We start from the raw sequence: 24,479 nt of genomic DNA on the forward strand, positions 1-24,479 counted from the left end.
ATTTAATTTATCAGGTTTGTGGATAATTTTCTGCAGACCTTTTTTAATGTTGTAAAAAGCGTAGAATCGAAAGTAGCGCCTAAAAGTGATATGATTATGGGATAATAATGGATCAAACGAGGGGTGAGGTGTCATGGGTCACATTCAAACATTGACAGAAGCGGACTACGATGCTGTCTTTTCGCTTTCTGAGTTTGCGTTTCAGTATAAATTATCCGCAGAAGAATTGCAGAAAAAGAAAGAAGAAGCTCAACGGCATACCATTTGGGGATGGATGGAAGCGGGCCAGCTGGCAGCCAAGGTTCACCTTATTCCGTTGTCCTGTTACATAAATGGACAGGCTTTTTCGATGGGGGGAGTCAGTGCGGTTGCGACATGGCCGGAATATCGCAGGCAAGGGATGATCAAACAGCTGCTTTACCATGCATTAACATCGATGAAGGAGAATGGACAGAGCATTTCGTTCCTTCATCCATTTGCCTTCTCATTTTATCGTAAATATGGCTGGGAGCATGCGTTTACCGAACAGCATGATTCAATTCCGATAGAGCAGCTAAAGAGAAACTGGAACCTCGAGGAAGGATCTTATGTACGGCGTATTCAGCCGAACATTCCGCTATTACATCGGATTTATACGGAATTTGCCAAAGTCTACAATGGTATGCTTGTTCGCGATGAGGCGTGGTGGAAACAGCGGGTATTAAGCGAAAATGATCAGATTGCCGTTGCCTATAATAAACAGGGCGAGCCAGCTGGATACATGATTTACAATGTGAAAGAAAATGTATTCGACGTTAGGGAGCTGGCCTATACCGATGGCCATGGGCAGAAGCAATTACTCCATTTTATCGCGAACCATGATTCCATGGCAGAAAAGGTAAAACTCACGGCTCCGGAACAGAATAATCTGCCGCTATTACTTGACGAGCCACGATTTGAACAAAAGCTGGTTCCTTACTTTATGGCACGGATTGTGGATGTACAGCGTTTTCTTCAGGAATATCCATTTCACGGTGAAGGGAATTTGACCCTTGTTATCACGGATGATTTTTTTCCCGAAAATAATGGATCCTACCAGTTGAAGATCACAACAGATGAAACAACAGTGATGCTTGACCAACCTGTGGATAATTATCCAGTTATTCATTGTTCGATTCAGGTGTTCACAAGCATGATGTTAGCGTTTAGAAGGCCGAGTGACTATTATCAAGCTGGTCGCTTACATGGAGAGGAACTGGCTGTTAGTCGTCTGGAAACGGTTATCCCCAATCGACAGCCTTTTTTGGCAGACTTTTATTAAAACTCGGAGAAAGAGTCATCTTTCCTTTGTGTATAATGTGGATAACTTAGTTGTGAATTGTGGATATGTGCTTAACATGAATCAGTAACACGTGTGGAAAAGAGGTAAGTAATCGATGCAAACCAAGTGTTGGAATAGTAAAGATCAAAATAAACAACAAGGTATTAACGAGGCTGCGCGGCTATTACGGCGTGGGGAGACGGTAGCTTTCCCAACCGAGACAGTGTACGGTCTTGGTGCCGATGCTACAAGTGAAGAAGCAGTAGCTAAAATTTTTCAAGCAAAGGGGCGTCCAGCTGATAACCCGTTGATTGCTCATGTGGCAACCAAAGAACAGTTGGAAAAATTGGTATCCATCGTGCCTCCATTTGTGGATAAGTTAATCGATGCGTTTTCCCCTGGGCCATTAACCTATATTTTGCCAAGTAATGGAACGTGCGCAACGAATGTAACAGCTGGACAATCAACCATTGGCGTAAGGATGCCGAGTCATCCACTTGCCCAAAGGCTATTGCAAGCATGTGATATTCCTATTGCCGCTCCAAGTGCTAATTTATCTGGTAAGCCAAGCCCCACAACGGCTGATCATGTGTGGCAGGATCTGAATGGAAAAATTGCTGGTATCCTTGATGGGGGTGCGACTGGTGTTGGCTTGGAATCAACGGTGCTTGATTGTACGAGTGACATTCCGATTATTTTACGTCCCGGTGGTGTGACGAGGGAGCAGCTGCAACAAGTCATTGGTGATGTAATGGTTGATCCGGCACTGGCTAATGCAAATGACCGGCCCAAGGCACCAGGCATGAAATATCGCCATTATGCACCAGAGGTTCCAATGTGGCTTGTCGAAGGGCCGGCAGAAAAGTTAGCTGAAGTTTTGATCAGGGAACAGAAAAACTTCCCGCGGATTGGTGTGATCGCAAGCAAGGAAACGGCTGCATCACTAACAGCCGATCAGATAATTTCACTCGGATCAAAGGTGTCGTTAACCGAAATTGCTGCCAACATTTATGACGCATTACGTACGTTTAAGGATGGCGATGTCGATCTGATTATATGCGAGACATTTCCGGAAAAAGAAATCGGTCAGGCAATAATGAATCGGTTGAAAAAGGCTGCAAGTGCATATGTTCAAGCTTGATTCATCCGTGTTTCCTGATAATAGCTTTCCAGCATAAAGCGCCTCGGACATGCATATTTATCTAATAGCATGTCCGAGGGGGATTTTGGATGTCGGGATATCATATTGGTGAAATTGTCTCTTTATTATTTATGTCTGTAGCGCTGGGAATGGATGCATTTTCGGTTAGTCTGGGGATGGGAATGCAACAGCTGCGACTGAAGCGGATCGCATTGATTGGACTTGTCATCGGACTATTTCATATCATGATGCCGTTTAGCGGAATTATTGTTGGAAGGGCGATATCCACCCAAATTGGTCAGCTAACTACCCTGATTGCCGGCATGCTGTTAATTGCAATCGGTTCACAAATGGTTTTCTCAGCTTTTAATCATGAAGTTAAAAAAATTGTCAAGCCCGCGGGCATCGGGCTTTTGTTTTTTTCATTAAGTGTAAGCATGGACAGTTTCTCGGTCGGTTTAAGTCTGGGCATGTCCGGTGTGAAAACAGCGATTGCCTTATTCTTATTTGGTGCGGTCAGCATGCTATTAACGTGGATCGGTTTGATATTAGGAAAAAAAGTACACGGGCTGCTCGGGGTGTATGGCGAAATATTAGGTGGCAGTATTCTATGTGGCTTTGGACTGAATATGATATTTGGATAAAGCATGGCGAGTGAATCATCGTTGCCGGATGTTTGTTGGACATTAAAACGAGTGCCAGAACAGAAATGGTGCTCGTTTTTGTGTTGCGAAAGCAGTATTGATGAGCGGTGGATGTCGATCAACCGGTGGAGTGTGGACATCGCCCAGAATGCAGGGAGCGTCGCCCGGTGGAGTGTGGGCATCAACCGGAATGCAGGAAGTATCGACTGGGGAGCACGGATATCAACCGAAATGCAGGAAGTATCGACCGGGGAGCACGGATATCGCCCGAAATGCAGGAAGTATCGACCGGGGAGCGCAGACATCGACCAAAATGGGCAAAATATCAACCGAAGAAAATGAACATTGACAAGACGGGCTGCGCATCAATCCAACCCCATTTATAATCCTTGAAAATGTCGACTTCACTACAAAAAATTGCCTGTACAAAGGCTTAGCAGCTCATGTTATCCACCCGTCCAATCGTTTCATTTTTTTCTGACACTTGCTCACTTTCTGTGGTATAGTTTGGATAGAAGATTAATCCACTTGCTCGCCAGGAATAAACGTGTTGTGCTTCTCCACAACAGGTAACATTTAAATGCTGTGAAAACGGGAGATGTTGAGATTGATCCAACGCTTACGGGAAGTAGGGCAGTTTCACTTTATGGATGACGGAGGTTTCCTTTCATGAAGATATTATTTATTTGTACTGGAAATACATGTCGCAGTCCGATGGCAGAGGCATTATTAAAACATAAATATCCACAGGCAGAAGTACAATCTGCCGGGATTTATGCTGGAAGAAATCAACGTGCGAACCATACAGCAATCGAGGCATTGCAACTGGAAGGAATTCAGTTGGAGCACCGTTCACAGCCTGTTACCGAGAGGCTGCTTAACTGGGCTGATTTGGTACTGGTGATGACGATGCAGCATAAGCAGTCGCTGATTCAGCAATATCCCGATTATCAAGATAAATATTTCGCCTTAAAGGAATATGTTTCCGAGGCGGATAAACAGGTATGGCAGGAACTGAAATGGGCCTATGCCGATTATGAAGAAAAACGCATGATCTATATGCAAAGGCACCAGCATGAAAAGGATAAAAGGAAGTTGGAGCAGGGGCTGATGGAGCATGTACAAGAGGACTTACGGCGTATTCAGCAAATGGAGGCCAGTTTAATTGATTATGATATTTCCGATCCATTTGGCGGAGATTTGCATATTTATCAAAAAACACTACAAGAACTAGTGAAAAATGTCGATTTATTAATTAGGAAGATAGATAATAATTAAATGTGTATGCAAAAGGAGAATAAAAAGCCCGGGAAGAAATTGAGATTGCTGAAAAAGAACCTTTCATAATCGTTTGGAAGAAATGGGCGAAGACATCCGGCTTCAGACCTAAAACGTGTGAGGGCGTGCCTAAAACGTGCAATAACGGGTTCGAAACGTGCGGCATCAGGCCTAAAACGTGCAAGAACAGGTTCGAAACGTGCGAGAGCGTTCCTAAAACGTGCGAGGGCAGGTTCGAAACGTGCGAGAGCAGACCTCAAACGTGCAAGGACTGGTTTGAAACGTGCAAGATGCAGATGTCTTCAAAACGAATTTTTTAAACTTTCTCAGCAACCTCGAAGAAATTAGATGTATAGCTTTACCGGACTTTTTGACCTTCCTTTTATATACGGCATGCAGGGGGATCGAGATGAAGCAGGGATACCGTTTTAGCCTACGAATAAAACTTGTACTGTTAACAACAATTTTAGCACTGATCACGTATTCTTTTACCGCTTTGTTCATTTATTTTGTGTACGATTTTATTGAGCCATATTGGGGGATTGGACAGCAGTGGTTTACCATCATCACGCTCATTATGGGAATTCTCTGGTCAGCGATATTGGCTTATGTTGCTGCTAGGTTTGTAACGAAGCCGTTGGAAAAATTGGAGAAAGTCGCCTCAGGTGCGGCAAATGGGGAATTGAATCAGTCGATCGATTTACCGAAATCAGATGATGAGATTCGCGCACTTAGTATTTCGTTTGATACCATGCTTAAAAATTTAAAAGAGATGGTGCATAATATTGATAAGCATTTTGATGATACGAATCAATCGGTGCGCCAATTAAAACATGCCTCTAATGAAGCAACACAGCATTCGCAGTTGATCGGAGCCTCGATCGATGAAATTTCCAAAGGTGCCGAGGGCTCGTCCGACGCGATCCAGCAAACGGTGCGATCGGTAGAAACAGCTGCTGAATTAGCGGAAGAGGTACAGCATAAGGCCAGCCGATCAAAAGAGAAATCTAACACGATGCTGGAAACATTAACTGCTAGTGAACAGGCTGTAAACCGGTTAGTTACCGGTTTTCAGAACGTTACACAAGACCAGCAAGATTCCCTGCACGATGTCGATAATTTAAAGCAAAACGCATTGCAGGTGGAAACGATCATTACCATGGTCGGTGAAATATCGGAACAAACCAATCTATTGGCCTTAAATGCCTCGATCGAAGCAGCCCGTGCAGGAGAGCATGGCCGTGGGTTTGCGGTCGTAGCTGAGGAAATTCGCAAATTGGCGGATCAGAGTGCACATGCTGTTAAACGTATTTCTGATTTAATCACAGCTATTCAGGAAGATGTTCAGGTAGTAGTGAAAAAAATTAATGCCAATGTTGTATATGCTAATAAGGAAACCGAGAATGGAGTCAAAACACAGCAGGCGATTGAGGAAATGACCAGTTCGATTAACGATGTAGCTGCTGAAATTGATGCCATTTCAGAAGCGGTCAATCAACAACTTGAATCGATTCAATCTACAAGTGTGCAATCGCAGGAAGTGGCTGCCATTGCTGAAGAAACATCAGCCGGTGCAGAGGAGGTTAATGCCTCTATTCAAGAGCAAACCAGTATTATCGAACATATGGATGATATGGCCACTGAACTGGAACAGCAGGCACAAACGTTAAACAAGCAAATCGGGAAATTTAACGTATCATAGAAAGTACGAGCCTGCATTTTATGTGGCTGAAATCCGAGCCGCGGTCGTGGGCTAAATACGATAGGAGCGATAGCAATGAAAGTGATTTTAACAGCGGACCATGCAGGAATGACCGTCCGTAATGAAGTGAAAAGTTTGATGGAGGAAATGGGTATTACCTATGAGGACACTGGTTGCGACTGCCAACGTTCGGTTGATTATCCAGACTATGCGCTGCCAGCTGCTGAGCGGGTAGCCAAGGGGGAATTCGATCGTGGTATTTTTATTTGCGGAACTGGTATTGGCATGTCGATTGCAGCCAATAAAGTAAAAGGTGTTCGTTGTGCATTGGTCCATGACGTATATAGCGCCAAATTGACCAGGAACCATAATGATTCCAATGTATTGGCAATGGGTGAACGTGTTATTGGACCAGGACTTGCCCGTGAAATTGCTAAGGTATGGCTGGAAACGGAATTTGATGGTGGACGTCATGCCAACCGTATTGGTAAAATTACGACATACGAAGGATAACTGTAAAAGCGGGTTATGTTTTGGTGAGATACTAGGAAACAGGTTAGACAGATAAAAAGGGGCGGTGAAAATAAATGGCCGATTTACATCAACAAGTTTGTGATGATATGGATGCAATTGTTCAGGAATGGCTAGCAAGTGAGTTTATAGCGGATGGAAATCTGTTTGTCATTGGCTGCTCAACAAGTGAAGTTGCGGGTGAGCATATTGGAACAGCGGGCAGTGAGGAGATTGCGGCGATTATTTTTGACAAGCTTCGAACACTTAAACAGGATGAGCAGCTCCAACTAGCATTTCAATGTTGTGAGCATTTAAACCGGGCACTGGTAGTAGAAAGAAATACTATGGAACAGTATCGGTTGGAAGAGGTTTCTGTCATCCCGCAGCCAAGTGCAGGTGGATCCATGGCTTCGTATGCCTATAAACATATGGACGACCCAGTTGTTGTGGAAACGATTCAGGCCCATGCCGGAATAGATATTGGTGAAACGATGATTGGGATGCACTTGAAGCGGGTAGCTGTTCCATTACGATTTAACCAGCGCCAGATCGGCAACGCCCGTCTAACGGCAGCCCGGACCCGTCCAAGATTAATTGGTGGAGAACGTGCCATCTATTCTAAATAAGGTATCTGAATTTCTGTATAACTCTGATATAATAAAATCTAATATTACATAGGAGGTTCAACCATATGGAAACAACAACATCAGCTACAACCCTAAAAGAGAATGATCAGGAACTGTATGAGGCGATCCAGAATGAAAAGCAACGGCAAAAACAAAAAATCGAATTGATCGCATCAGAAAACTTTGTCTCGGAAGCCGTAATGGAGGCAATGGGTTCTGTTTTGACCAATAAATATGCGGAAGGGTACCCTGGTAAGCGGTATTATGGCGGCTGTGAATTTGTAGATGTAGCCGAGAATTTAGCCCGTGACCGTGCGAAGCAATTATTTGGCGCCGATCATGCAAATGTTCAGCCACACTCTGGTGCTCAGGCCAACATGGCGGTTTATTTCGCCTTTTTGGATCCAGGTGACACGATTCTGGGTATGAACTTAAACCATGGTGGCCATTTAACGCATGGCAGCCCGGTGAATTTTAGCGGGAAGCTTTACAATGTGGTTGATTATGGTGTTGACAAAGAAACAGAACAGCTTGATTATGATGCGGTTTTAGCCAAAGCAGAAGAAGTACAGCCAAAGTTGATTGTAGCTGGTGCCAGTGCTTATTCCCGGACGCTTGATTTTGCCAAGTTCCGCGAGATTGCCGATAGTGTTGGTGCGTATTTGCTGGTTGACATGGCCCATATTGCCGGATTAGTTGCGGCCGGCTTACATCCGAATCCGGTTCCACATGCGCACTTTGTCACAACAACAACCCACAAAACATTGCGCGGTCCACGTGGCGGAATGATTTTATGTAAAGAGGAATTTGCTAAAAAGATTGACAAATCCATATTCCCGGGTATCCAAGGTGGTCCGTTGATGCATGTTATTGCGGCTAAGGCAGCTTCGTTTAAAGAAGCATTGTCCGATGATTTCAAAGCATATGCCAATCAGATCATTAAAAATGCGCAGGTGCTTGGTGAAGCATTGACAAACGAAGGAATCCGCATTGTATCTGGAGGCACCGACAATCACTTGTTATTGCTTGATGTGACACCATTAAATCTGACTGGAAAAGTTGCTGAAAAGGTACTCGACGATATTGGAATTACGGCAAATAAAAATACTATTCCGTTTGATACCGAAAGTCCGTTTGTTACCAGTGGCCTTCGCATTGGCACCGCTGCTGTGACAACGCGCGGATTTGGAGAAGCGGAAATGAAAGAAATTGCAGCGATTATTTCGCTTACACTAAAAAATAACGAAGATGAAGCGACATTGAAAGAAGCAGCAAAACGTGTCAAAGCGTTAACTGACCAGTTTCCGTTGTATGCATAAATAAGAGAATGCGTTGATTTAAAATAGGTTTACTTGCCACTAAGAAAATAAAGGTTATCCAGCATACCAAATCACATGATGGTTTGGTATGCTATTTGTTATCCCATTTTTAACGGACAGTAAGACTCCCATTGTAAGATTTTAAGGTGAAACCAACAAAGACAAGTGGGCGTTAACTGTATGATAAAAGTGCTGCAAGAATGGTGCAGGTAAGGATTATATTCATTTATCTGAAATAATTAGTCCTTATAATTGAGAATTGTTATCATTTATTGTATATTAGTAAGTAATGACACATATAATTGAGTAAGGAGAATATCGAATGCAAATATACTGGACTAAAATAAATAAGATTATTGAAGAAACGCCGGAGGTTAAAACGTATCTGCTCGACTGTCCGGAAGGTTTTACATGGGAAGAAGGTTCCCACACCCACTTCGCACTGGAAGGTTTTAATGCTGGAGATAAACCAAACCGCAGCCTGATCCGCCACATGTCAATTTCCACTTTGCCGCACGAAACTTCAATTGGTATCACAACACGAATCAGAGAGCAGTGCTCTGCGTTTAAAACGATTTTAAGAAATCTTGAGATCGGTAAGGAGGTTGCAATATTTAAGACACATTCAAATGTACCGTTAAAAAGAGAAGACAAGAATGTTTACCTGCTGTCATCAGGTGTCGGCCTGGCAACTTTCAGACCACTTGCCCTTGATTACTTTGAACGTACTGATAATGTCAATCACATGCATTCCCTGAACATCGATTCATCAAACGATTTTTTGTTCACTAATATTTTTAAACCCGCACCTGACAAGAAGTTCACATCACAGTTCGTCGATAACCGTAAAGAATACTATGAAGAAGTGAGCAATCTTGCAGCAGACAAAGATGGGATTTTCTATGTTGTTGGCAGTGACGAATTTCTTGCGCAGAATATTGAAGTACTGCGTGAGCAAGGTATCAAGCCGGAACAGATTATGCTCGACAAGCATGAACAACAACGGCCTGAGTTTTTATCATTTAATTGATCAATTTGAGCGAGACAAAATATTTTTGGGGTAAAATACTAAATAGCGGTCCCATTAACTGGCACGATCGTATTATGAGGTCAATCAGAATGTATTTTCTGGTTGGCTATTTTTATGAAATGAATGAGGATGGTATATAAGCCTTTCTGAATAGGAAAAAGATTAAGGTGGAAGTTCACACACACTCTACAGGAATTACATGCGCTTTACCGTTTTTATCCCACTCTTAACGGGTAGTAAGACTCCGCTTACTTAGAAATAAATGAACTTCTCTGACTGGTGTTGTGATAGTATAGTAGAGTATCGTCATAATAATGCGAAAAAGGGAGGAACCTTACATGAAACATCGTGTTTTACAATTATACGATTATCACATCTGGGCAAACAACAAATTTATTGCAAGGTTAAAAGAGCTGCCGAATAGCGTTTATACGCAGGAAATTGAAAGTGTTTTCCCCTCGATTGCAGAAACGCTTGCTCATATCTACATCGTTGATTCTGTTTGGCTCGGTGTTATGAGGGAAGATCCGTTTGATAAGGTTCAAGAAGTCAGCGTTCAAGCAACGCAAAATTCAAAAGGAAAAACCATAGACGAAATGGAGGCATTGTTTGAAGAACTGACCGAACAGTATGAAGCTTTTTTCAGTAGTTTGGAGGATATGGACAAACCTATGGCTCCAGAACATCCAGCTTTTGGGCGATTGGAAACCTATCTTTCAGAACTCGTGCAGCATGTCGTCAATCATGGTACCTACCATCGTGGCAATATTACTGCGATGATACGCCAACAGGGTCATGCCAGTATATCGACGGATTATATTATGTATCTTTATGATAGACAAGCGGCAAACTAGTGTAAGCGCTATGTTATTTAAACTATAAAACGAAATATGATCGTTTGGAAGAAATGGGCAGAGACGTGCGGCAGCAGGCCCGAAACGTGCGAGGGTAGTCCAGAAACGTGCGAGAGCAAGTCTGAAACGTGCGAGAGCAGTCCAAGAACGTGCGAGAGCAAGTCTGAAACGTGCGAGGGTAGTCCAGAAACGTGCGAGAGCAAGTCTGAAACGTGCGAGAGCAGTCCGAGAACGTGCGAGAGCAAGTCTGAAACGTGCGAGAGCAGTCCAGAAACGTGCGAGGGCAAGTCCGAAATGTACGAAATGAAAAGGTTTCAAAACGAATCTTTCACTTTTTTGCCATCCCTTCTGAATTTGGTGGCGGTGCACGAATTGTTTTTCCATGGTAGACAACCATTAATGGATCCTCCCAAGTGGATTCATGATTAGCAAAGTTCTGTTCTGTCAGCACACACGTTATTAGCAGATAAAACATGTCCCTCATCCGGAGTCTGATAAAATCCAAATATGTCCCAAAAAATTATAAAACGATGTCAACGCTTTTACTTATGCTTGAAACATGGACAATTTTTCAGTACAATTTTAAGGATAACTAATATATGGGAGTGATCAGCTTTATGGGAAATGTACACGTACTCGATCATCCGTTAATTCAGCATAAATTGACGTACATACGAGATAAAGAAACGGGAACAAAGGAATTTCGCGAGCTTGTTGACGAAGTTTCCATGTTGATGGCGTTCGAAATTACCCGCAACCTTCCGACACAGGAAATTGAGACGAACACTCCAGTGACATCGGCAAAAACAAAGGTGCTGGCAGGGAAGAAAATTGGCTTGATCCCAATTCTGCGTGCAGGTTTAGGGATGGTCGATGGGATGCTTAATCTGATTCCGGCTGCCAAAGTTGGGCATGTTGGGCTTTATCGTGATCCGGAAACACTGCAGCCGCATGAATATTATATTAAACTGCCATCCGATATTTCTGAACGTGAATTGATCGTGATTGATCCGATGCTTGCTACCGGTGGTTCTGCTAACGATGCGATCGCTTCATTGAAAAAGCGTGGGGCAAAACAGATTCGGCTCATGTGCCTGGTTGCTGCACCTGAAGGCGTGAAGAAGATTCAAGAAGCGCATCCAGATGTAGATATTTATCTTGGGGCACTAGATGAAGGACTGGATGATCATGGCTATATCGTTCCAGGCTTGGGTGATGCTGGTGACCGTTTGTTTGGCACGAAATAGAGTGGAGTGAGCAAAGTTGACAACGCGTATGAAAGTCATGACTATTTTTGGTACAAGACCGGAAGCAATCAAGATGGCTCCGCTCGTACTCGAATTGCAAAAGCGGTCTGACCAGTTTGAATCCATTGTCACCGTTACAGCCCAGCATCGGGAAATGCTTGATCAAGTATTGGATATTTTTAACATAACGCCAGATTATGATTTAAACATCATGAAACAACGGCAAACATTAGCCCAAATCACCACGAGTGCGTTGGAGGGTCTGGATGAAGTGATGAAAAAGATCAAACCAGACATCGTCTTCGTACACGGGGATACGACAACAACCTTTGTTGCATCACTTGCAGCCTATTATAATCAAATCGCTGTTGGACACGTGGAGGCAGGACTTAGGACATGGGATAAGTACTCCCCATATCCGGAAGAAATGAACCGCCAGCTGACAGATATCATGGCAGATTTGTATTTTGCCCCGACGGAACAATCCAAGCAAAATCTGTTGCGGGAAAACAAACCTGCTGATCGAATTTTCGTTACTGGAAATACTGCAATCGATGCGTTGAAGACAACTGTGAACCCGGATTATAACAGCCCGATACTTGATCAATTAGGTGAAAAGCGATTGGTGCTAATGACAGCGCACCGCCGAGAGAACTTAGGAAAAAACATGGAGCAAATGTTTCGTGCGATTAAGCGGTTAGTTGAAGCGCATGATGATATCCAGGTTATCTATCCTGTTCATTTAAATCCGGTTGTTCGACAGACAGCTGCTGACATTTTAGGAAACGATAGCCGGATCACGTTGATTGATCCACTGAGTGTCATTGATTTCCACAATTTCGCCGCCCGCGCTCATTTAATTTTAACTGATTCGGGCGGTGTTCAAGAGGAAGCGCCATCACTTGGTGTTCCTGTACTAGTACTGCGTGATACGACAGAACGCCCGGAAGGTATTGATGCAGGAACTTTAAAGCTAGCGGGAACGGACGAGGATACGATTTTTTGTCTTGCAGATGAACTTCTGTCTGATCATGAGGCGCATGAACAAATGGCCCAAACCGCTAACCCATATGGGGATGGACATGCATCGAAGCGGATTACCGATGCAACGTGGGATTATTTTCAAAAATAGTATAGGAGTAACGTCAAGGAAGGATTCAGACTGGTGGGCTGGATCCTTCTTTAATATTTGTAAAAGCAAAATCCAAGGCTTGGATAGTATTTTCGTGAGTTAGGACAGTATTTTCATCAGTTCGGATAGTAAATTGGATAGGACTGCAGTAAGTTTTTCGATTTCTCACCAACCAACAACTACACCTTCCGATTTTTAAATTCATTCCCCATTTTCATGCATGATTCTCAACTTTTTCCAAAAACTATGGATAAAAGGGGGACTTTTACATGCGAAGACTTACATGCCTGTTTATCTCATTTACCCTGTTACTTGGGCAACACGTGGTATCGGCCCATCAGGATGTCGATGAGGATAAGGATGACACCACCTCCATCATCATTGAAGTCGATGGAGATCCGGCGGAGCATAAAGACTATATCGAGACATATTACCCGAATGTGGAAGTGGTGGCGACCTATAACAAGTTATTTCATGGGTTGGCGCTCCGGGGCGATCCAAAGAAATTATCAAAAATGGGTTCACTTGAATTCATTAAAGCAGTTCACCCTGTTGCAACGTATGAAGCCAATGACCGTACGTTTTCTAGGAATAAAGATCAATTAGACGAAGATAACACAAATGCCGTTCTTCCCGGCGATCTCAATGATACGTCTTATACAGGAAAAGGGGTCAAGGTAGGGATTATCGATACAGGGATCGATTATAATCATCCTGACCTCAAAAGTAATTATCAACAGGGGTATGACTTGGTTGATTTGGATGATGACCCGATGGAAACAACCGCTTCCCAAGGGGAGCCGACATTTCATGGGACGCATGTTGCCGGAATTATTGCGGCAGATGGGAAATTAAAAGGGGTGGCACCGGATGCAAAAATTTTCGCTTATCGTGCATTGGGGCCAGGTGGACAAGGGACCTCTGTACAAGTGATTGCAGCTTTGGAACAGGCGGTGGATGACGGGGTAGACGTGATTAATTTATCATTGGGAAACACTGTTAATGGTCCCGATTATCCGACAAGCATTGCCGTTAATCGGGCGGTTGAACATGGTGTTGCTGTCGTGATTGCAAATGGCAACAGTGGGCCCGATGATTGGACGGTTGGATCACCGGCAACGGCATCCAAGGCATTATCTGTCGGTGCATTAGCCATGCCACAAGCATTACCTTTTTTGTATGAACCAACTGCGGATAAATCGCTCCCGATACTCCCAATGATGGGATCACCCGCATGGCATTTGGATAATGATTATTCGATCGAAAAGCTAACAGGTAAGGACAAGTCCATGAATGGAAAAATTGCCCTAATCGAGCGAGGGAAGGTTCCATTTTATGAAAAGGCGAAACAGGCGGAGGAGGCGGGGGCCAAAGCGGTAATCATCTACAACAATGAAAAAGGCGGATTCCAAGGATCGGTAGAAAATGACCAGGAGCCAATAACGATCCCGGTTGCAGCTGTTACACAACAGACAGGGCGGTGGTTGCAGCAAAAAATGCAAGAGGACACGGTTTATTTGGAAACAAAATATCAACAAACAGACGAAATGGTGACAGAGTTTAGCTCGCGCGGACCGGTAACAATTGATTGGGACATCAAACCTGAAGTTATTGCACCAGGAGCCAATATACTTAGTACCGTTCCTGAAGGATATCGTGAATTACAGGGAACCAGTATGGCAGCACCACATGTTACTGGAGCATTGGCGTTATTGAAAGAGGCTCATCCTGATTGGTCCGTTAAGCAATTAGAGGGTGCGTTAAAGACGACCGCCCTGCCATTGAAAGGGGAAGGCAACAAACTGTCTGCTCCAATCGACCAGGGGATGGGGCAAATCAGGCCAGACCAAGCCAGTAAAACACGTACCATTATCGATGACCCTTTGCTATCCTTTGGGAAAGTCAATGGCTATCGGCAAGATAAAACGGCAACGCTTGTCATTGAAAATACAACAAATAAGGACCAAAGCTATTCCTTTGACATTCCAAAGCATGAGCAGGGGTTGCATTTCCAATTACCACAAACATTCACGGTTGAAGCCAACGAGCGTAAAAAAGTGCAGATAAAACTTGGAGTAACCAGTCAAGTTTTGGATAAGGGCATCCACCAAGGCTGGGTAACGCTACATCAAGGAAAACAAATCTTTCATTTGCCATATCTATTTGTAAATCAGACAGCAGATTTTCCAAAGGCAATGGGATTTGATTTGGCATTAAAGCCGCTTTCAGATGATAGCTACAAGTATGAATTATATGTTACAGAACAGGCAAAACGTGTGGAAGTTCAGTTATATCAAGCAGGCACTTTGTTATATGATCGTCCATTTATTACGATTGATAATCCGAATATAGGATTGAATGAAGGAGAAATGACGAAGCACGATCTTGGTGATCCGGGCACGTATAAAGCCCTCATTACGGTTGAACTGGAAAATGGGGATTATGAAAGCTATGAAACGGAATTAGAAATCAGTAATAATGATTGATTGGTGTGCCCCCTTCCTGTAGCTTACACGCTAAGGAGGGGGGGCTGTTATAGATAAGTGAAGTTCATTATTTCATTTAATTGGGTGCAATAGATTCGTTCACATAAATGTCATAAATAGGTACGGAAATATCCTTTATAATGGAAATAAGGCCTGTTGTAAGCCATTGTTCAGATTGGCCAAAGCCTTGTGCTTTTATGTTCGTATGGGCGAAATATCGACAATCAACGGTCGGATAATTGGGTTAATTTCCAATTTATTTTTTATCCAGTGAACTAATTGACAATAGGGGGTGGCTATTGTACACTGCATAGTGTGGAATGGTAGGGTTTACACCAGATTGCGCTTATTTTTAATATAATGGGCATATATAGAGAATTTTCAGAATGCAAGGGTGAAGTATGCCTGTATAGCGACAATTTTTGCGCCGTGCTAAATGACCGCTCACTCTTTGAGCTGGACATGCAAATAACAACAGTATAAGGGAACTTTTCAGCAAAGTCAGTGATTTTGTTCACTTTTAACGAAGGTACATGATGACGACAAAAATAATGTGTTCTGTACGCAGGTTGTTATGTAATGGATTGGCTGGCTTGCATGAAGAGAGTCGGCTATGAAACATGCCTTGAACGAGTATGAAAATGGGAGAAGAATCAATCATGTCGCAATATGAAAATATGATAGCTAGACAACGCAAATGGATGTTTTATCTTCTCGCAATTTGGGTGCTCGGCGCTGGATTCACACCATTTCAACAAATATTCCTTGGACTTCTCTTAGGGAGCGCGGTTAGTCTTTATAATCTATGGCTCTTGCAAAGGAGAATGAATTCGATCGGGGAAGCGGTTGTAAACGACGAGCAGAAAGTTAAAGACGTCAGCATTTTGTCAAGGCTTGCTGCTGTTGGGATTGCAGTAATGATTGCACTTCACTATGAAGCGTATTTTAACATTATTGCTGTTGTAATTGGATTAATGACTTCTTATGTTGTCATTATGATAGATTTTTTTGTTTCTGAATTTAAGAAGTAATTTGTAGAGAGAGGGGTGAAAAGGTTGGATCATGAGGCACCGATTGTAGAGGATGTATTCGGAATATCCTGGCTTGATTTTAATTTATCCAACGTCCTGACGATCATTATAGCATCAGTAATTGTGTTTGTTTTATGCGTGGCCGCTACCAGAAACTTAAAAATGAAACCAACAAAAGTGCAAAATGTAATGGAATGGATTATTGATTTCGTTAAAGGCATGGTCACAGACACAATGGATTGGAAAACAGGAAGAACATTCTTTCCACTTGCATTGACATTAATTACATATATTTTTGTCAGTAACCTGATGGGGGTTGTCACCATGATGACATTTGGACATGACCTATGGTGGAAATCGCCAACGTCAGATGCGGGGGTAACACTCACATTATCCGTAATGATCATCCTGCTGACAAACTTCTATGGGATAAAGGCAAGGGGTGGAAAAGAATACGCGAAGGACTTTTTTAAACCATTTTGGATATTCTTCCCAATTAAAATAATTGAGGAACTGTCAAACTCCCTTACATTAGGACTTCGTTTATTTGGAAACATCTATGCTGGTGAGGTTCTATTGGGACTGTTGGCCGGTGTAATGGCTTCCGGTATTGGGGGATTTCTTGGCGGAATTATACCAATGCTTGCTTGGCAAGGGTTTAGTATATTTGTCGGTGGAATCCAGGCATTTATCTTTACGCTATTGACGCTTGTTTACATGTCCCACAAAGTGAGCAGCGAGCATTAGGTTTTAACAGTGGTAATGAGCTGGTTAAACAATTTGTTTAAACGGTGCATATAAAAAAACAATTTCTTAGGAGGAATTTATAATGAGTTTGGGTATTTTAGCAGCTGCAATTGCAGTAGGATTAGCCGCAATTGGCGGTGGTATTGGTAACGGTCTTATCTTTAGTCGTACAGTAGAAGGAATTGCACGCCAACCAGAATTAAGAGGTCAATTACAAACAACTGCATTTATTGGTGTTGGTCTGGTTGAGGTTGTTCCGATCATCGCGGTTGTTATCGCATTTATCGTTATGGGTCAATAGAATTGAACAATGGCGGAGTAGAATCTTCGCCGTTATTTTTAAAAGAAAAGCGTAAGCGGCCGTTGGGCGCTGGAGCTAGACTAAGATCTAAAGTAGTAGAGCTATTTCAAGCTATGGGAAAGGAGTGAATACTGTGCAAGCATTCACTGGAGTTTCTACGATTAATGCAGCAATCGGCGGATTACATGTTGGCGATATGATTGTCCAATTAGTAGCTTTTATTATATTGCTCCTATTACTGCGCAAGTTTGCTTGGAAACCATTAATGAATATCATGCAACAGCGTGAAGAATATGTGGTATCCGAGATTGAAGCCGCAGAGAAGAGTCGTACCGAGGCAGAACGTGCTCAAGAAGAAGCACAGGCACAGCTAAAACAAACCAAGCAAGAAGCACAAGCGATCATAGAAGATGCGAAAAAGCTTGGTATCAGACAAGAACAAGATATTATTGATACGGCCAAGCAAGAGGCAGAACGGATTAAACAGGCTGCACAAGAAGAAATTCAAAATGAGAAGGAAAAGGCCATTCAGGCACTTCAAGATAAGGTGGCATCTTTATCGGTTCTTATCGCAAGCAAGGTAATTGAAAAAGAAATTAGTGCAAGTGATCAGGAAAAACTGATTGAAGACTATATTAAAGAGGTAGGAGAAGAGCGATGAGTGAAGCAATAGTTGCCAGACGATATGCAGATGCTCTTTTTCAACTTGGAAACGAAAAGCAAATAACAGATACATTAGTAGAAGATTTTCTTGTTGTGAAAGAAGTTTTTCAAGAAAATCAGAAATTAGTTACATTCCTGAAGCATCCTCGTGTTCATAATGCGAAGAAGAAACAATTCATAGAAGAAGTGTTTCAAGGTATGTCAAACGATGTAGTAAACACATTGAAGATGCTTGTTGAGCGCCATCGTATTGAAATCATTCCATCCATTATTGATCATTTAAGCTTGTTGGCAAATGATGCGAAAGGAACTGCAGAAGCGGATGCCTATTCGGTTCGTGCATTATCTGAGGCTGAATTGGAACAGCTTGCGCAAACATTTGCAAAGCGATTAAATAAAACAGCCATCAAGCTGACAAATAAAATCGATCCATCGATCATTGGCGGGATTAAAATCCACATGGGAAATACGATCTATGATGGGTCCATCAGCGGAAAATTGAAGCGAATTGAACGGAGTATTTTAACTGCAAATAACTGACGATAGGGGTGAAATGGTATGAGCATCAAGGCTGAAGAGATCAGTACACTGATCAAGCAGCAAATTGAGGATTTTGACTCTCAAATTGAAGTAAGTGATGTTGGAACAGTTATTGAAATCGGTGACGGGATCGCTCGGGCTCATGGTCTGGACAATTGTATGGCCGGTGAGCTGATTGAATTCTCCAATGGAGTTATGGGAATGGCGCAAAACCTGGAAGAAGGAAACGTCGGAATTGTCATCTTGGGCCCATATACAGAAATTAAAGAAGGCGATGAAGTTCGTCGTACAGGTAGAATTATGCAAGTACCAGTGGGAGAGGAATTATTGGGACGCGTGGTAAATCCGCTGGGACAGCCAGTTGATGGCAAAGGACCAGTAGAAACAACCAAAACACGCCCAATTGAATCTCCAGCACCTGGTGTTATGGCGCGTAAATCGGTTGATGAGCCATTACAAACAGGGATTAAAGCAATTGACGCCCTTGTACCAATTGGACGGGGACAGCGTGAATTGATCATTGGAGACCGCCAAACCGGTAAAACAACGGTTGCGGTTGATGCGATTATTAACCAAAAAGATCAGGATATGCTTTGTATCTACGTTGCCATCGGACAAAAAGAATCAACTGTTCGTGGAACCGTGGAAACATTCCGCCGCTATGGTGTACTCGACAAGACGATTGTTGTCTCTGCAGGTGCATCTGACCCGGCACCATTGTTATACCTTGCTCCATATGCAGGGGTATCGATGGGTGAAGAATATATGTATAACGGAAAACACGTATTAGTAGTATACGATGACCTTTCGAAACAGGCTGCTGCTTATCGTGAACTTTCCTTGCTATTACGTCGCCCGCCAGGCCGTGAAGCGTTCCCAGGGGACGTATTCTATTTGCACTCACGCCTGCTGGAACGTGCAGCGAAATTAAGTGATGATTTAGGCGGCGGTTCACTAACTGCTTTGCCATTTGTTGAAACGCAAGCAGGGGACATTGCTGCGTATATCCCAACAAACGTTATCTCCATCACGGACGGTCAAATCTTCCTGCAATCGGATTTGTTCTTCTCAGGGGTAAGACCGGCGATCAACCCAGGACTTTCGGTATCTCGTGTTGGTGGTTCCGCACAAATTAAAGCGATGAAAAAAGTTGCTGGTACATTACGACTGGACTTAGCTTCCTTCCGTGAACTGGAATCATTTGCGCAATTTGGTTCCGATCTGGATAAAGCAACGAAGGCAAAGCTGGATCGTGGGGAACGGACGGTTGAAGTACTAAAACAAGGACTGCATAAACCACTTGCTGTTGAAAAGCAGGTCATGATTATTTATGCCTTGACCAAAGGACACCTTGACGATGTTCCAGTGGTAGATATCACTCGTTTTGAAGAAGAATTCCATTTGTGGCTGGATGAAAACCGTAAAGAATTGCTTGAAGCCATCCGAAGCACTGGAAAACTTCAAGATGATAACGGTGAAATGAAAGAAGCAGTCGAAGCATTTAAGAAAACATTTTTATCAAGTGAAAGCTGAAACTAGATCTGATAATTGAATGGAAAGTGAACGGATGATAGAGGGATTCAGGGTCATCAAATGGAACGCTTGTTTTGAATGAAGCCTTGCTGACCTCTAACCTCCGACCTCTGTTACGAAAGGCGGTGAACAAGCTTGGCATCACTTAGAGATATTAAGCATCGAATTGACTCAACCAAGAATATGAAGAAAATCACTGGGGCAATGGAGATGGTATCTGCATCCAAATTGACCCGCGCGGAACAAAATGCACGTTCTTTTGTGCCGTATAGTGAAAAGATACAAGAGGTTGTTGCAAGTATTGCCGCAAACAATACGAGTGTGGATCATCCAATGTTACAAGCACGCGATGTGAAACGAACGGGCTATCTCGTTATTACATCTGATCGCGGTCTGGCAGGTGCGTACAACAGTAGTGTTCTAAGGCAATTGCATAAAACGATCACAGAACGTCATCAATCAACAGATGAATATGTGATTATTGTTGCGGGACGCGTTGGTTATGAGTTTTTCAACAATCGTAATATACCAGTAGCGAAAAGTATCCTTGGGCTTGCGGATCAGCCGAATTTTGCTGATATTAAAGATTTGGCACGAGAAACGGTGCAAATGTTTGTTGATCAAGAAATTGATGAATTAAACATCTTCTACAGCCATTTCGTCAGCCGCATCTCACAGCAGGTAACGACGAAGAAGCTTTTGCCATTAACGGATATTCAAACTGGATCAGTAACGGGAAGCTCGTATGAATATGAGCCAGAAGAAGAAGTGATTTTAGATGTTCTTCTACCGCAGTATGCCGAGAGTTTAATTTACGGGGCATTACTCGATGGAAAAGCAAGTGAGCACGCAGCCCGGATGAATGCGATGCGGAGTGCAACGGATAACGCAACAGATATTATTGATGATTTGTCATTAACGTATAACCGTGCGCGCCAAGCAGCAATCACGCAAGAAATCACGGAAATTGTTGGTGGAGTAGCTGCGTTAGAATAACCTGCCAATGGAAAGCTGAAAGTTAGTTAGGAGGGAAATTAATGTCGAAAGGTTACGTTACACAGGTCATGGGGCCGGTTGTCGATGTAAGATTTGAAGACGGTCAGCTCCCTGATATTTATAACGCATTGCATATTGGTTACCATGCGGATGATGAAACGCATGTAAGTATTGACCTTACGTTAGAAGTGGCACTTCATCTCGGCGACAATACAGTGCGTACGATTGCAATGGAATCGACCGATGGTGTTATGCGCGGCATCGAAGTAGAAGATTTAGGCGGTCCGATCTCTGTACCAGTTGGAGACAATACATTAGGCCGGGTATTTAATGTACTAGGTGATAATATTGATTTGGATGAGCCATTAGATAAAGGGGTTCGCAGGGATCCAATCCACCGTGAATCACCGAAGTTTGAAGACCTTGCAACAGAAACAGAAATTCTGGAAACAGGGATTAAAGTTGTTGATCTGCTTGCACCATATATCAAGGGTGGTAAAATCGGCTTGTTTGGTGGTGCAGGTGTAGGAAAAACTGTTTTAATCCAGGAATTAATCAACAACATTGCCCAAGAACATGGTGGTATTTCCGTTTTTGCCGGGGTTGGTGAACGGACACGTGAAGGTAATGACCTGTATTATGAAATGAAAGACTCCGGAGTTATCGCGAAAACAGCGATGGTATTCGGACAAATGAACGAGCCGCCTGGTGCACGGATGCGTGTGGCATTAACTGGTTTGACGATGGCGGAATATTTCCGTGATGAACAAGGACAGGATGTGCTCTTATTTATCGATAATATTTTCCGTTTCACCCAAGCAGGTTCTGAGGTTTCTGCCTTACTTGGCCGGATGCCTTCTGCTGTTGGTTATCAGCCAACACTTGCCACAGAAATGGGGCAGTTACAAGAACGGATTACGTCGACCAATAAAGGATCGGTAACGTCCATCCAGGCAATTTATGTACCTGCCGATGACTATACCGACCCGGCGCCAGCAACAACATTTGCTCACTTGGATGCAACAACGAACCTTGATCGTGGTTTGTCCGAGCAAGGTATCTATCCAGCCGTGGATCCATTAGCATCGACATCGCGTGCACTAGATCCGGAAATTGTTGGAAGCGAACATTATGAAGTTGCTCGTGAAGTGCAACAAACACTTCAACGTTATAAGGAATTACAGGATATCATCGCTATTCTCGGTATGGATGAGCTTTCTGATGAAGATAAGTTAACTGTGGCGCGGGCACGTCGCGTTCAATTCTTCTTGTCACAAAACTTCCATGTTGCTGAACAATTTACCGGCCAGCCTGGTTCATACGTTCCAGTTAATGAGACGGTTAAAGGCTTTAGAGATCTTCTTGATGGAAAATATGATGATCTACCAGAGGATGCCTTCCGTTTGGTTGGACGAATTGAAGAGGTAGTGGAAAAAGCGAAAGAAATGGAATAATAACGAAGACTTATGGGGCAGCAGGTAGTAATTGTACTATAATGGTGCTGCTTCACGGGGTCTTTGAAGGAGGGGTTACATTGAAAACACTAACGGTGAGTGTTGTTACTCCTGATGGTCCAGTTTTGGAAGATAAATATGAGATGGTTAGTTGTAAAGCTGAAAACGGGGAACTTGGTATTTTAGCAGGACACATTCCATTAGTCGCTCCATTGACGATCAGCGCAGTACGTTTGAAAAATGGAAATGATACGGATAGTTTAGCAGTTAATGGCGGTTTTTTGGAAGTGCGTCCGGAGAAAGTGACGATCCTTGCCCAGTCTGCCGAACGACCTTCAGATATCAATGTTGACCGCGCTGAACGTGCAAAAACACGTGCAGAGCAACGTCTCCAGTCCAAACAGGATGAAGTCGACTTCCAACGGGCAGAATTAGCACTCAAACGAGCGGTCAACCGCTTGAATATTGCTCGATAAAAAAAGAAAGTCTCTCACGATTGTGAGGGCTTTTTTTGTTGAAGCTGGTTTTTAAATTTTCTAAGTACCTCGTATCATAAATCGAAAATTAAGTCGATATTTCCCGGGAAATGAAGTATTTGTTTTGGCAAGCGAACCCATTTCGACAGTCAGGTTCAAAGAGCACATGTAATCCATTGACATTCGACAATATCCATGGCAAAGTATTTAATAGTAAACGCATAATGAGATCTAAGTTCCATTTAAATGGCAGGTTTGTTGACAATCAAAGTCGAACGAAGGCAATTCATGAACGAGGTCGATAAGTTAGCATAACTAATTTTCATAATAAGGTGTGAAGCAAATGTTTTCAATTGGACAGCTCGCAATCGTGAGTATTATCTCGCATTTAATTTTTATTTTTATTACATGGAAGGTCGTTCAGACAATAAATATTGATCCGCTCATTCGCAAGGGCCGGGGCACGGAGGCACGGGTAATGTTACTATTGATCACGATCGTGATTGGTGCTGGTGTCAGCAGGTTCTTCCTGGAGATTTTGCAGTGGTCACAGGATCTTATTTATCTTTTTTAACGGTGGTTGTATAGGAAATTAAATTACGCACTGGAATACGAACTCGCCCGTAATTACAGTCGCTATCAATCTAGCAGACTCGTAATCATGTCGAAATTTGTACGGTATGATTTTGCTGCCCTCTGTTCATACTGAAGTTATAAGAAGAACAGGGGGGCATTGTTATGAAGAAGATAGCACTTATTTTTGTATTAGTACTGGTATTACTGGCTAAAGTGACGATTGGATACACAGCATCAGCGAACGATGAAATGATAGATTTAGCTGCAGTTGTTATGAAACACGATTTGACCGTGGAAACATGGCAAGTGACTGTAAAGGAAGAGAAGAGTCGAAAAGAAATCAGGAATTTGGTAAAGCAACTAAAAAATAGTTATTTAGTCTCTACAGAAAAAACAGAAAACGTTATAAAATATTCATTTAGTGATGCCCATAAAACGGTGGGTATTATCGAATCATTTAAGGTGATTATTCCAAAAAATCCTGCATATAAATCAGAGGTCATTGCTGTTATTGAAGGAAATCACTGGGATAAGTCAGTGAAACAAAATTATACTTCGACAATAAATGCACTGCCGGAAAATATGTTCACAAAGAATGCACAGAAATTTACTTGTCTGACAACTGAAAGTAATGGTATAATAGACAGTGATGTATTTTTAAAGAAATTTATGCAGGATTTTCAAATTGACCAAGTTTCGACACAAACGGACACCGTTAAACATTCAACGATTAAAAAAAACATTTACGGGTATACACCATTATGGGATCGTTACATAGATGTGAACGGTACTGCGACGAATGTACAAGTAGCGGTCAACGACAATAATGAGAACACGAAATTGACAATTGGAACACCTATCTTGGTAACTGAATATTAATATAGTGAAAT

26 protein-coding genes are annotated in these 24,479 nt (G+C 42.8%); 25 read left to right on the forward strand and 1 reads right to left on the reverse strand.

Annotated features, from left to right (window positions below; genetic code table 11):
- Nucleotides 1-133: 133 nt before the first annotated feature.
- The 11 genes from WMZ97_RS06200 to WMZ97_RS06250 all read left to right on the forward strand — a co-directional run bounded on the left by WMZ97_RS06200 (nucleotide 134) and on the right by WMZ97_RS06250 (nucleotide 10,407).
- Nucleotides 134-1,300 (forward strand): GNAT family N-acetyltransferase, encoded by a 1,167-nt coding sequence (locus WMZ97_RS06200; RefSeq protein WP_343271217.1) that lies wholly within the window; start codon nucleotides 134-136, stop codon nucleotides 1,298-1,300.
- A gap of 115 nt (nucleotides 1,301-1,415) precedes the next feature.
- On the forward strand, nucleotides 1,416-2,441 hold the full coding sequence (locus tag WMZ97_RS06205; protein ID WP_343271218.1) for an L-threonylcarbamoyladenylate synthase: 1,026 nt from the start codon (nucleotides 1,416-1,418) through the stop codon (nucleotides 2,439-2,441).
- A gap of 89 nt (nucleotides 2,442-2,530) precedes the next feature.
- Entirely contained in the window at nucleotides 2,531-3,085 is a 555-nt protein-coding gene (locus WMZ97_RS06210; protein ID WP_343271219.1) for a manganese efflux pump MntP, read from the forward strand.
- Nucleotides 3,086-3,233: 148 nt separating this feature from the next.
- The gene (locus WMZ97_RS06215) at nucleotides 3,234-3,434 is read left to right on the forward strand and encodes a hypothetical protein (protein WP_343271220.1); all 201 of its coding nucleotides are present in this window, start codon (nucleotides 3,234-3,236) and stop codon (nucleotides 3,432-3,434) included.
- Nucleotides 3,435-3,754: 320 nt separating this feature from the next.
- Nucleotides 3,755-4,363 carry a low molecular weight protein arginine phosphatase gene (locus WMZ97_RS06220; RefSeq protein WP_343271221.1) on the forward strand — a complete coding sequence of 203 codons (609 nt, stop codon included), beginning with the start codon at nucleotides 3,755-3,757 and terminating at the stop codon, nucleotides 4,361-4,363.
- A gap of 409 nt (nucleotides 4,364-4,772) precedes the next feature.
- Nucleotides 4,773-6,065, forward strand: coding sequence for a methyl-accepting chemotaxis protein (locus WMZ97_RS06225; protein WP_343271222.1), 1,293 nt, complete (start codon nucleotides 4,773-4,775; stop codon nucleotides 6,063-6,065).
- A 75-nt stretch (nucleotides 6,066-6,140) separates the two neighbouring features.
- A complete protein-coding gene (rpiB, locus tag WMZ97_RS06230) occupies nucleotides 6,141-6,578 on the forward strand; it encodes a ribose 5-phosphate isomerase B (protein ID WP_343271223.1) in 438 nt (145 codons plus the stop codon).
- 74 nt (nucleotides 6,579-6,652) lie between these two features.
- On the forward strand, nucleotides 6,653-7,204 hold the full coding sequence (locus tag WMZ97_RS06235; protein ID WP_343271224.1) for a TIGR01440 family protein: 552 nt from the start codon (nucleotides 6,653-6,655) through the stop codon (nucleotides 7,202-7,204).
- Nucleotides 7,205-7,269: 65 nt separating this feature from the next.
- Nucleotides 7,270-8,523: a serine hydroxymethyltransferase gene (locus tag WMZ97_RS06240; RefSeq protein ID WP_343271225.1), complete on the forward strand. Its 1,254-nt coding sequence runs from the start codon at nucleotides 7,270-7,272 to the stop codon at nucleotides 8,521-8,523.
- A gap of 322 nt (nucleotides 8,524-8,845) precedes the next feature.
- Nucleotides 8,846-9,553 (forward strand): dihydropteridine reductase, encoded by a 708-nt coding sequence (locus tag WMZ97_RS06245; RefSeq protein WP_343271226.1) that lies wholly within the window; start codon nucleotides 8,846-8,848, stop codon nucleotides 9,551-9,553.
- A 338-nt stretch (nucleotides 9,554-9,891) separates the two neighbouring features.
- A complete protein-coding gene (locus WMZ97_RS06250) occupies nucleotides 9,892-10,407 on the forward strand; it encodes a DinB family protein (RefSeq protein WP_343271227.1) in 516 nt (171 codons plus the stop codon).
- A 328-nt stretch (nucleotides 10,408-10,735) separates the two neighbouring features.
- Here the strand turns inward: WMZ97_RS06250 and WMZ97_RS06255 are convergent, their stop codons facing one another.
- Nucleotides 10,736-10,882 carry a hypothetical protein gene (locus WMZ97_RS06255; protein WP_343271228.1) on the reverse strand — a complete coding sequence of 49 codons (147 nt, stop codon included), beginning with the start codon at nucleotides 10,880-10,882 and terminating at the stop codon, nucleotides 10,736-10,738.
- A gap of 142 nt (nucleotides 10,883-11,024) precedes the next feature.
- Here WMZ97_RS06255 and upp point away from each other — a divergent pair, with 142 nt between their 5' ends.
- From upp to WMZ97_RS06325, 14 genes are all read left to right on the forward strand, one after another.
- The gene (upp, locus tag WMZ97_RS06260; RefSeq protein WP_343271229.1) at nucleotides 11,025-11,654 is read left to right on the forward strand and encodes a uracil phosphoribosyltransferase; all 630 of its coding nucleotides are present in this window, start codon (nucleotides 11,025-11,027) and stop codon (nucleotides 11,652-11,654) included.
- Between the two features lie 16 nt (nucleotides 11,655-11,670).
- Complete coding sequence (gene wecB, locus WMZ97_RS06265; RefSeq protein ID WP_343271230.1) at nucleotides 11,671-12,786, forward strand: non-hydrolyzing UDP-N-acetylglucosamine 2-epimerase; 1,116 nt, start codon at nucleotides 11,671-11,673, stop codon at nucleotides 12,784-12,786.
- 269 nt (nucleotides 12,787-13,055) lie between these two features.
- Nucleotides 13,056-15,272 (forward strand): S8 family serine peptidase, encoded by a 2,217-nt coding sequence (locus WMZ97_RS06270; protein ID WP_343271231.1) that lies wholly within the window; start codon nucleotides 13,056-13,058, stop codon nucleotides 15,270-15,272.
- Nucleotides 15,273-15,931: 659 nt separating this feature from the next.
- Nucleotides 15,932-16,303: an ATP synthase subunit I gene (locus WMZ97_RS06275; RefSeq protein WP_343271232.1), complete on the forward strand. Its 372-nt coding sequence runs from the start codon at nucleotides 15,932-15,934 to the stop codon at nucleotides 16,301-16,303.
- 24 nt (nucleotides 16,304-16,327) lie between these two features.
- Nucleotides 16,328-17,050 (forward strand): F0F1 ATP synthase subunit A, encoded by a 723-nt coding sequence (gene atpB / locus WMZ97_RS06280; RefSeq protein ID WP_343271233.1) that lies wholly within the window; start codon nucleotides 16,328-16,330, stop codon nucleotides 17,048-17,050.
- A gap of 88 nt (nucleotides 17,051-17,138) precedes the next feature.
- The gene (atpE, locus tag WMZ97_RS06285; RefSeq protein ID WP_343271336.1) at nucleotides 17,139-17,351 is read left to right on the forward strand and encodes a F0F1 ATP synthase subunit C; all 213 of its coding nucleotides are present in this window, start codon (nucleotides 17,139-17,141) and stop codon (nucleotides 17,349-17,351) included.
- Between the two features lie 133 nt (nucleotides 17,352-17,484).
- Entirely contained in the window at nucleotides 17,485-18,012 is a 528-nt protein-coding gene (gene atpF, locus WMZ97_RS06290; RefSeq protein WP_343271234.1) for a F0F1 ATP synthase subunit B, read from the forward strand.
- A complete protein-coding gene (locus WMZ97_RS06295; RefSeq protein ID WP_343271235.1) occupies nucleotides 18,009-18,554 on the forward strand; it encodes a F0F1 ATP synthase subunit delta in 546 nt (181 codons plus the stop codon). Before atpF ends, WMZ97_RS06295 begins: the two co-directional genes overlap by 4 nt.
- Before the next feature lie 18 nt (nucleotides 18,555-18,572).
- Nucleotides 18,573-20,087, forward strand: coding sequence for a F0F1 ATP synthase subunit alpha (gene atpA, locus WMZ97_RS06300; RefSeq protein ID WP_343271236.1), 1,515 nt, complete (start codon nucleotides 18,573-18,575; stop codon nucleotides 20,085-20,087).
- Between the two features lie 135 nt (nucleotides 20,088-20,222).
- Complete coding sequence (gene atpG, locus WMZ97_RS06305; protein ID WP_343271237.1) at nucleotides 20,223-21,083, forward strand: ATP synthase F1 subunit gamma; 861 nt, start codon at nucleotides 20,223-20,225, stop codon at nucleotides 21,081-21,083.
- A 41-nt stretch (nucleotides 21,084-21,124) separates the two neighbouring features.
- Complete coding sequence (gene atpD / locus WMZ97_RS06310) at nucleotides 21,125-22,537, forward strand: F0F1 ATP synthase subunit beta (protein ID WP_343271238.1); 1,413 nt, start codon at nucleotides 21,125-21,127, stop codon at nucleotides 22,535-22,537.
- A gap of 80 nt (nucleotides 22,538-22,617) precedes the next feature.
- Nucleotides 22,618-23,013, forward strand: a complete 396-nt coding sequence (locus WMZ97_RS06315; protein ID WP_343271239.1) for a F0F1 ATP synthase subunit epsilon — start codon at nucleotides 22,618-22,620, stop codon at nucleotides 23,011-23,013.
- 343 nt (nucleotides 23,014-23,356) lie between these two features.
- A complete protein-coding gene (locus WMZ97_RS06320; protein ID WP_343271240.1) occupies nucleotides 23,357-23,587 on the forward strand; it encodes a DUF1146 family protein in 231 nt (76 codons plus the stop codon).
- Between the two features lie 164 nt (nucleotides 23,588-23,751).
- The gene (locus WMZ97_RS06325) at nucleotides 23,752-24,468 is read left to right on the forward strand and encodes a YwmB family TATA-box binding protein (RefSeq protein ID WP_343271241.1); all 717 of its coding nucleotides are present in this window, start codon (nucleotides 23,752-23,754) and stop codon (nucleotides 24,466-24,468) included.
- Nucleotides 24,469-24,479: the final 11 nt, after the last annotated feature.

It is taken from the genome of Lentibacillus songyuanensis, from assembly GCF_039548255.1.
Classification (GTDB): Bacteria; Bacillota; Bacilli; order Bacillales; family Amphibacillaceae; genus Lentibacillus_C; species Lentibacillus_C songyuanensis.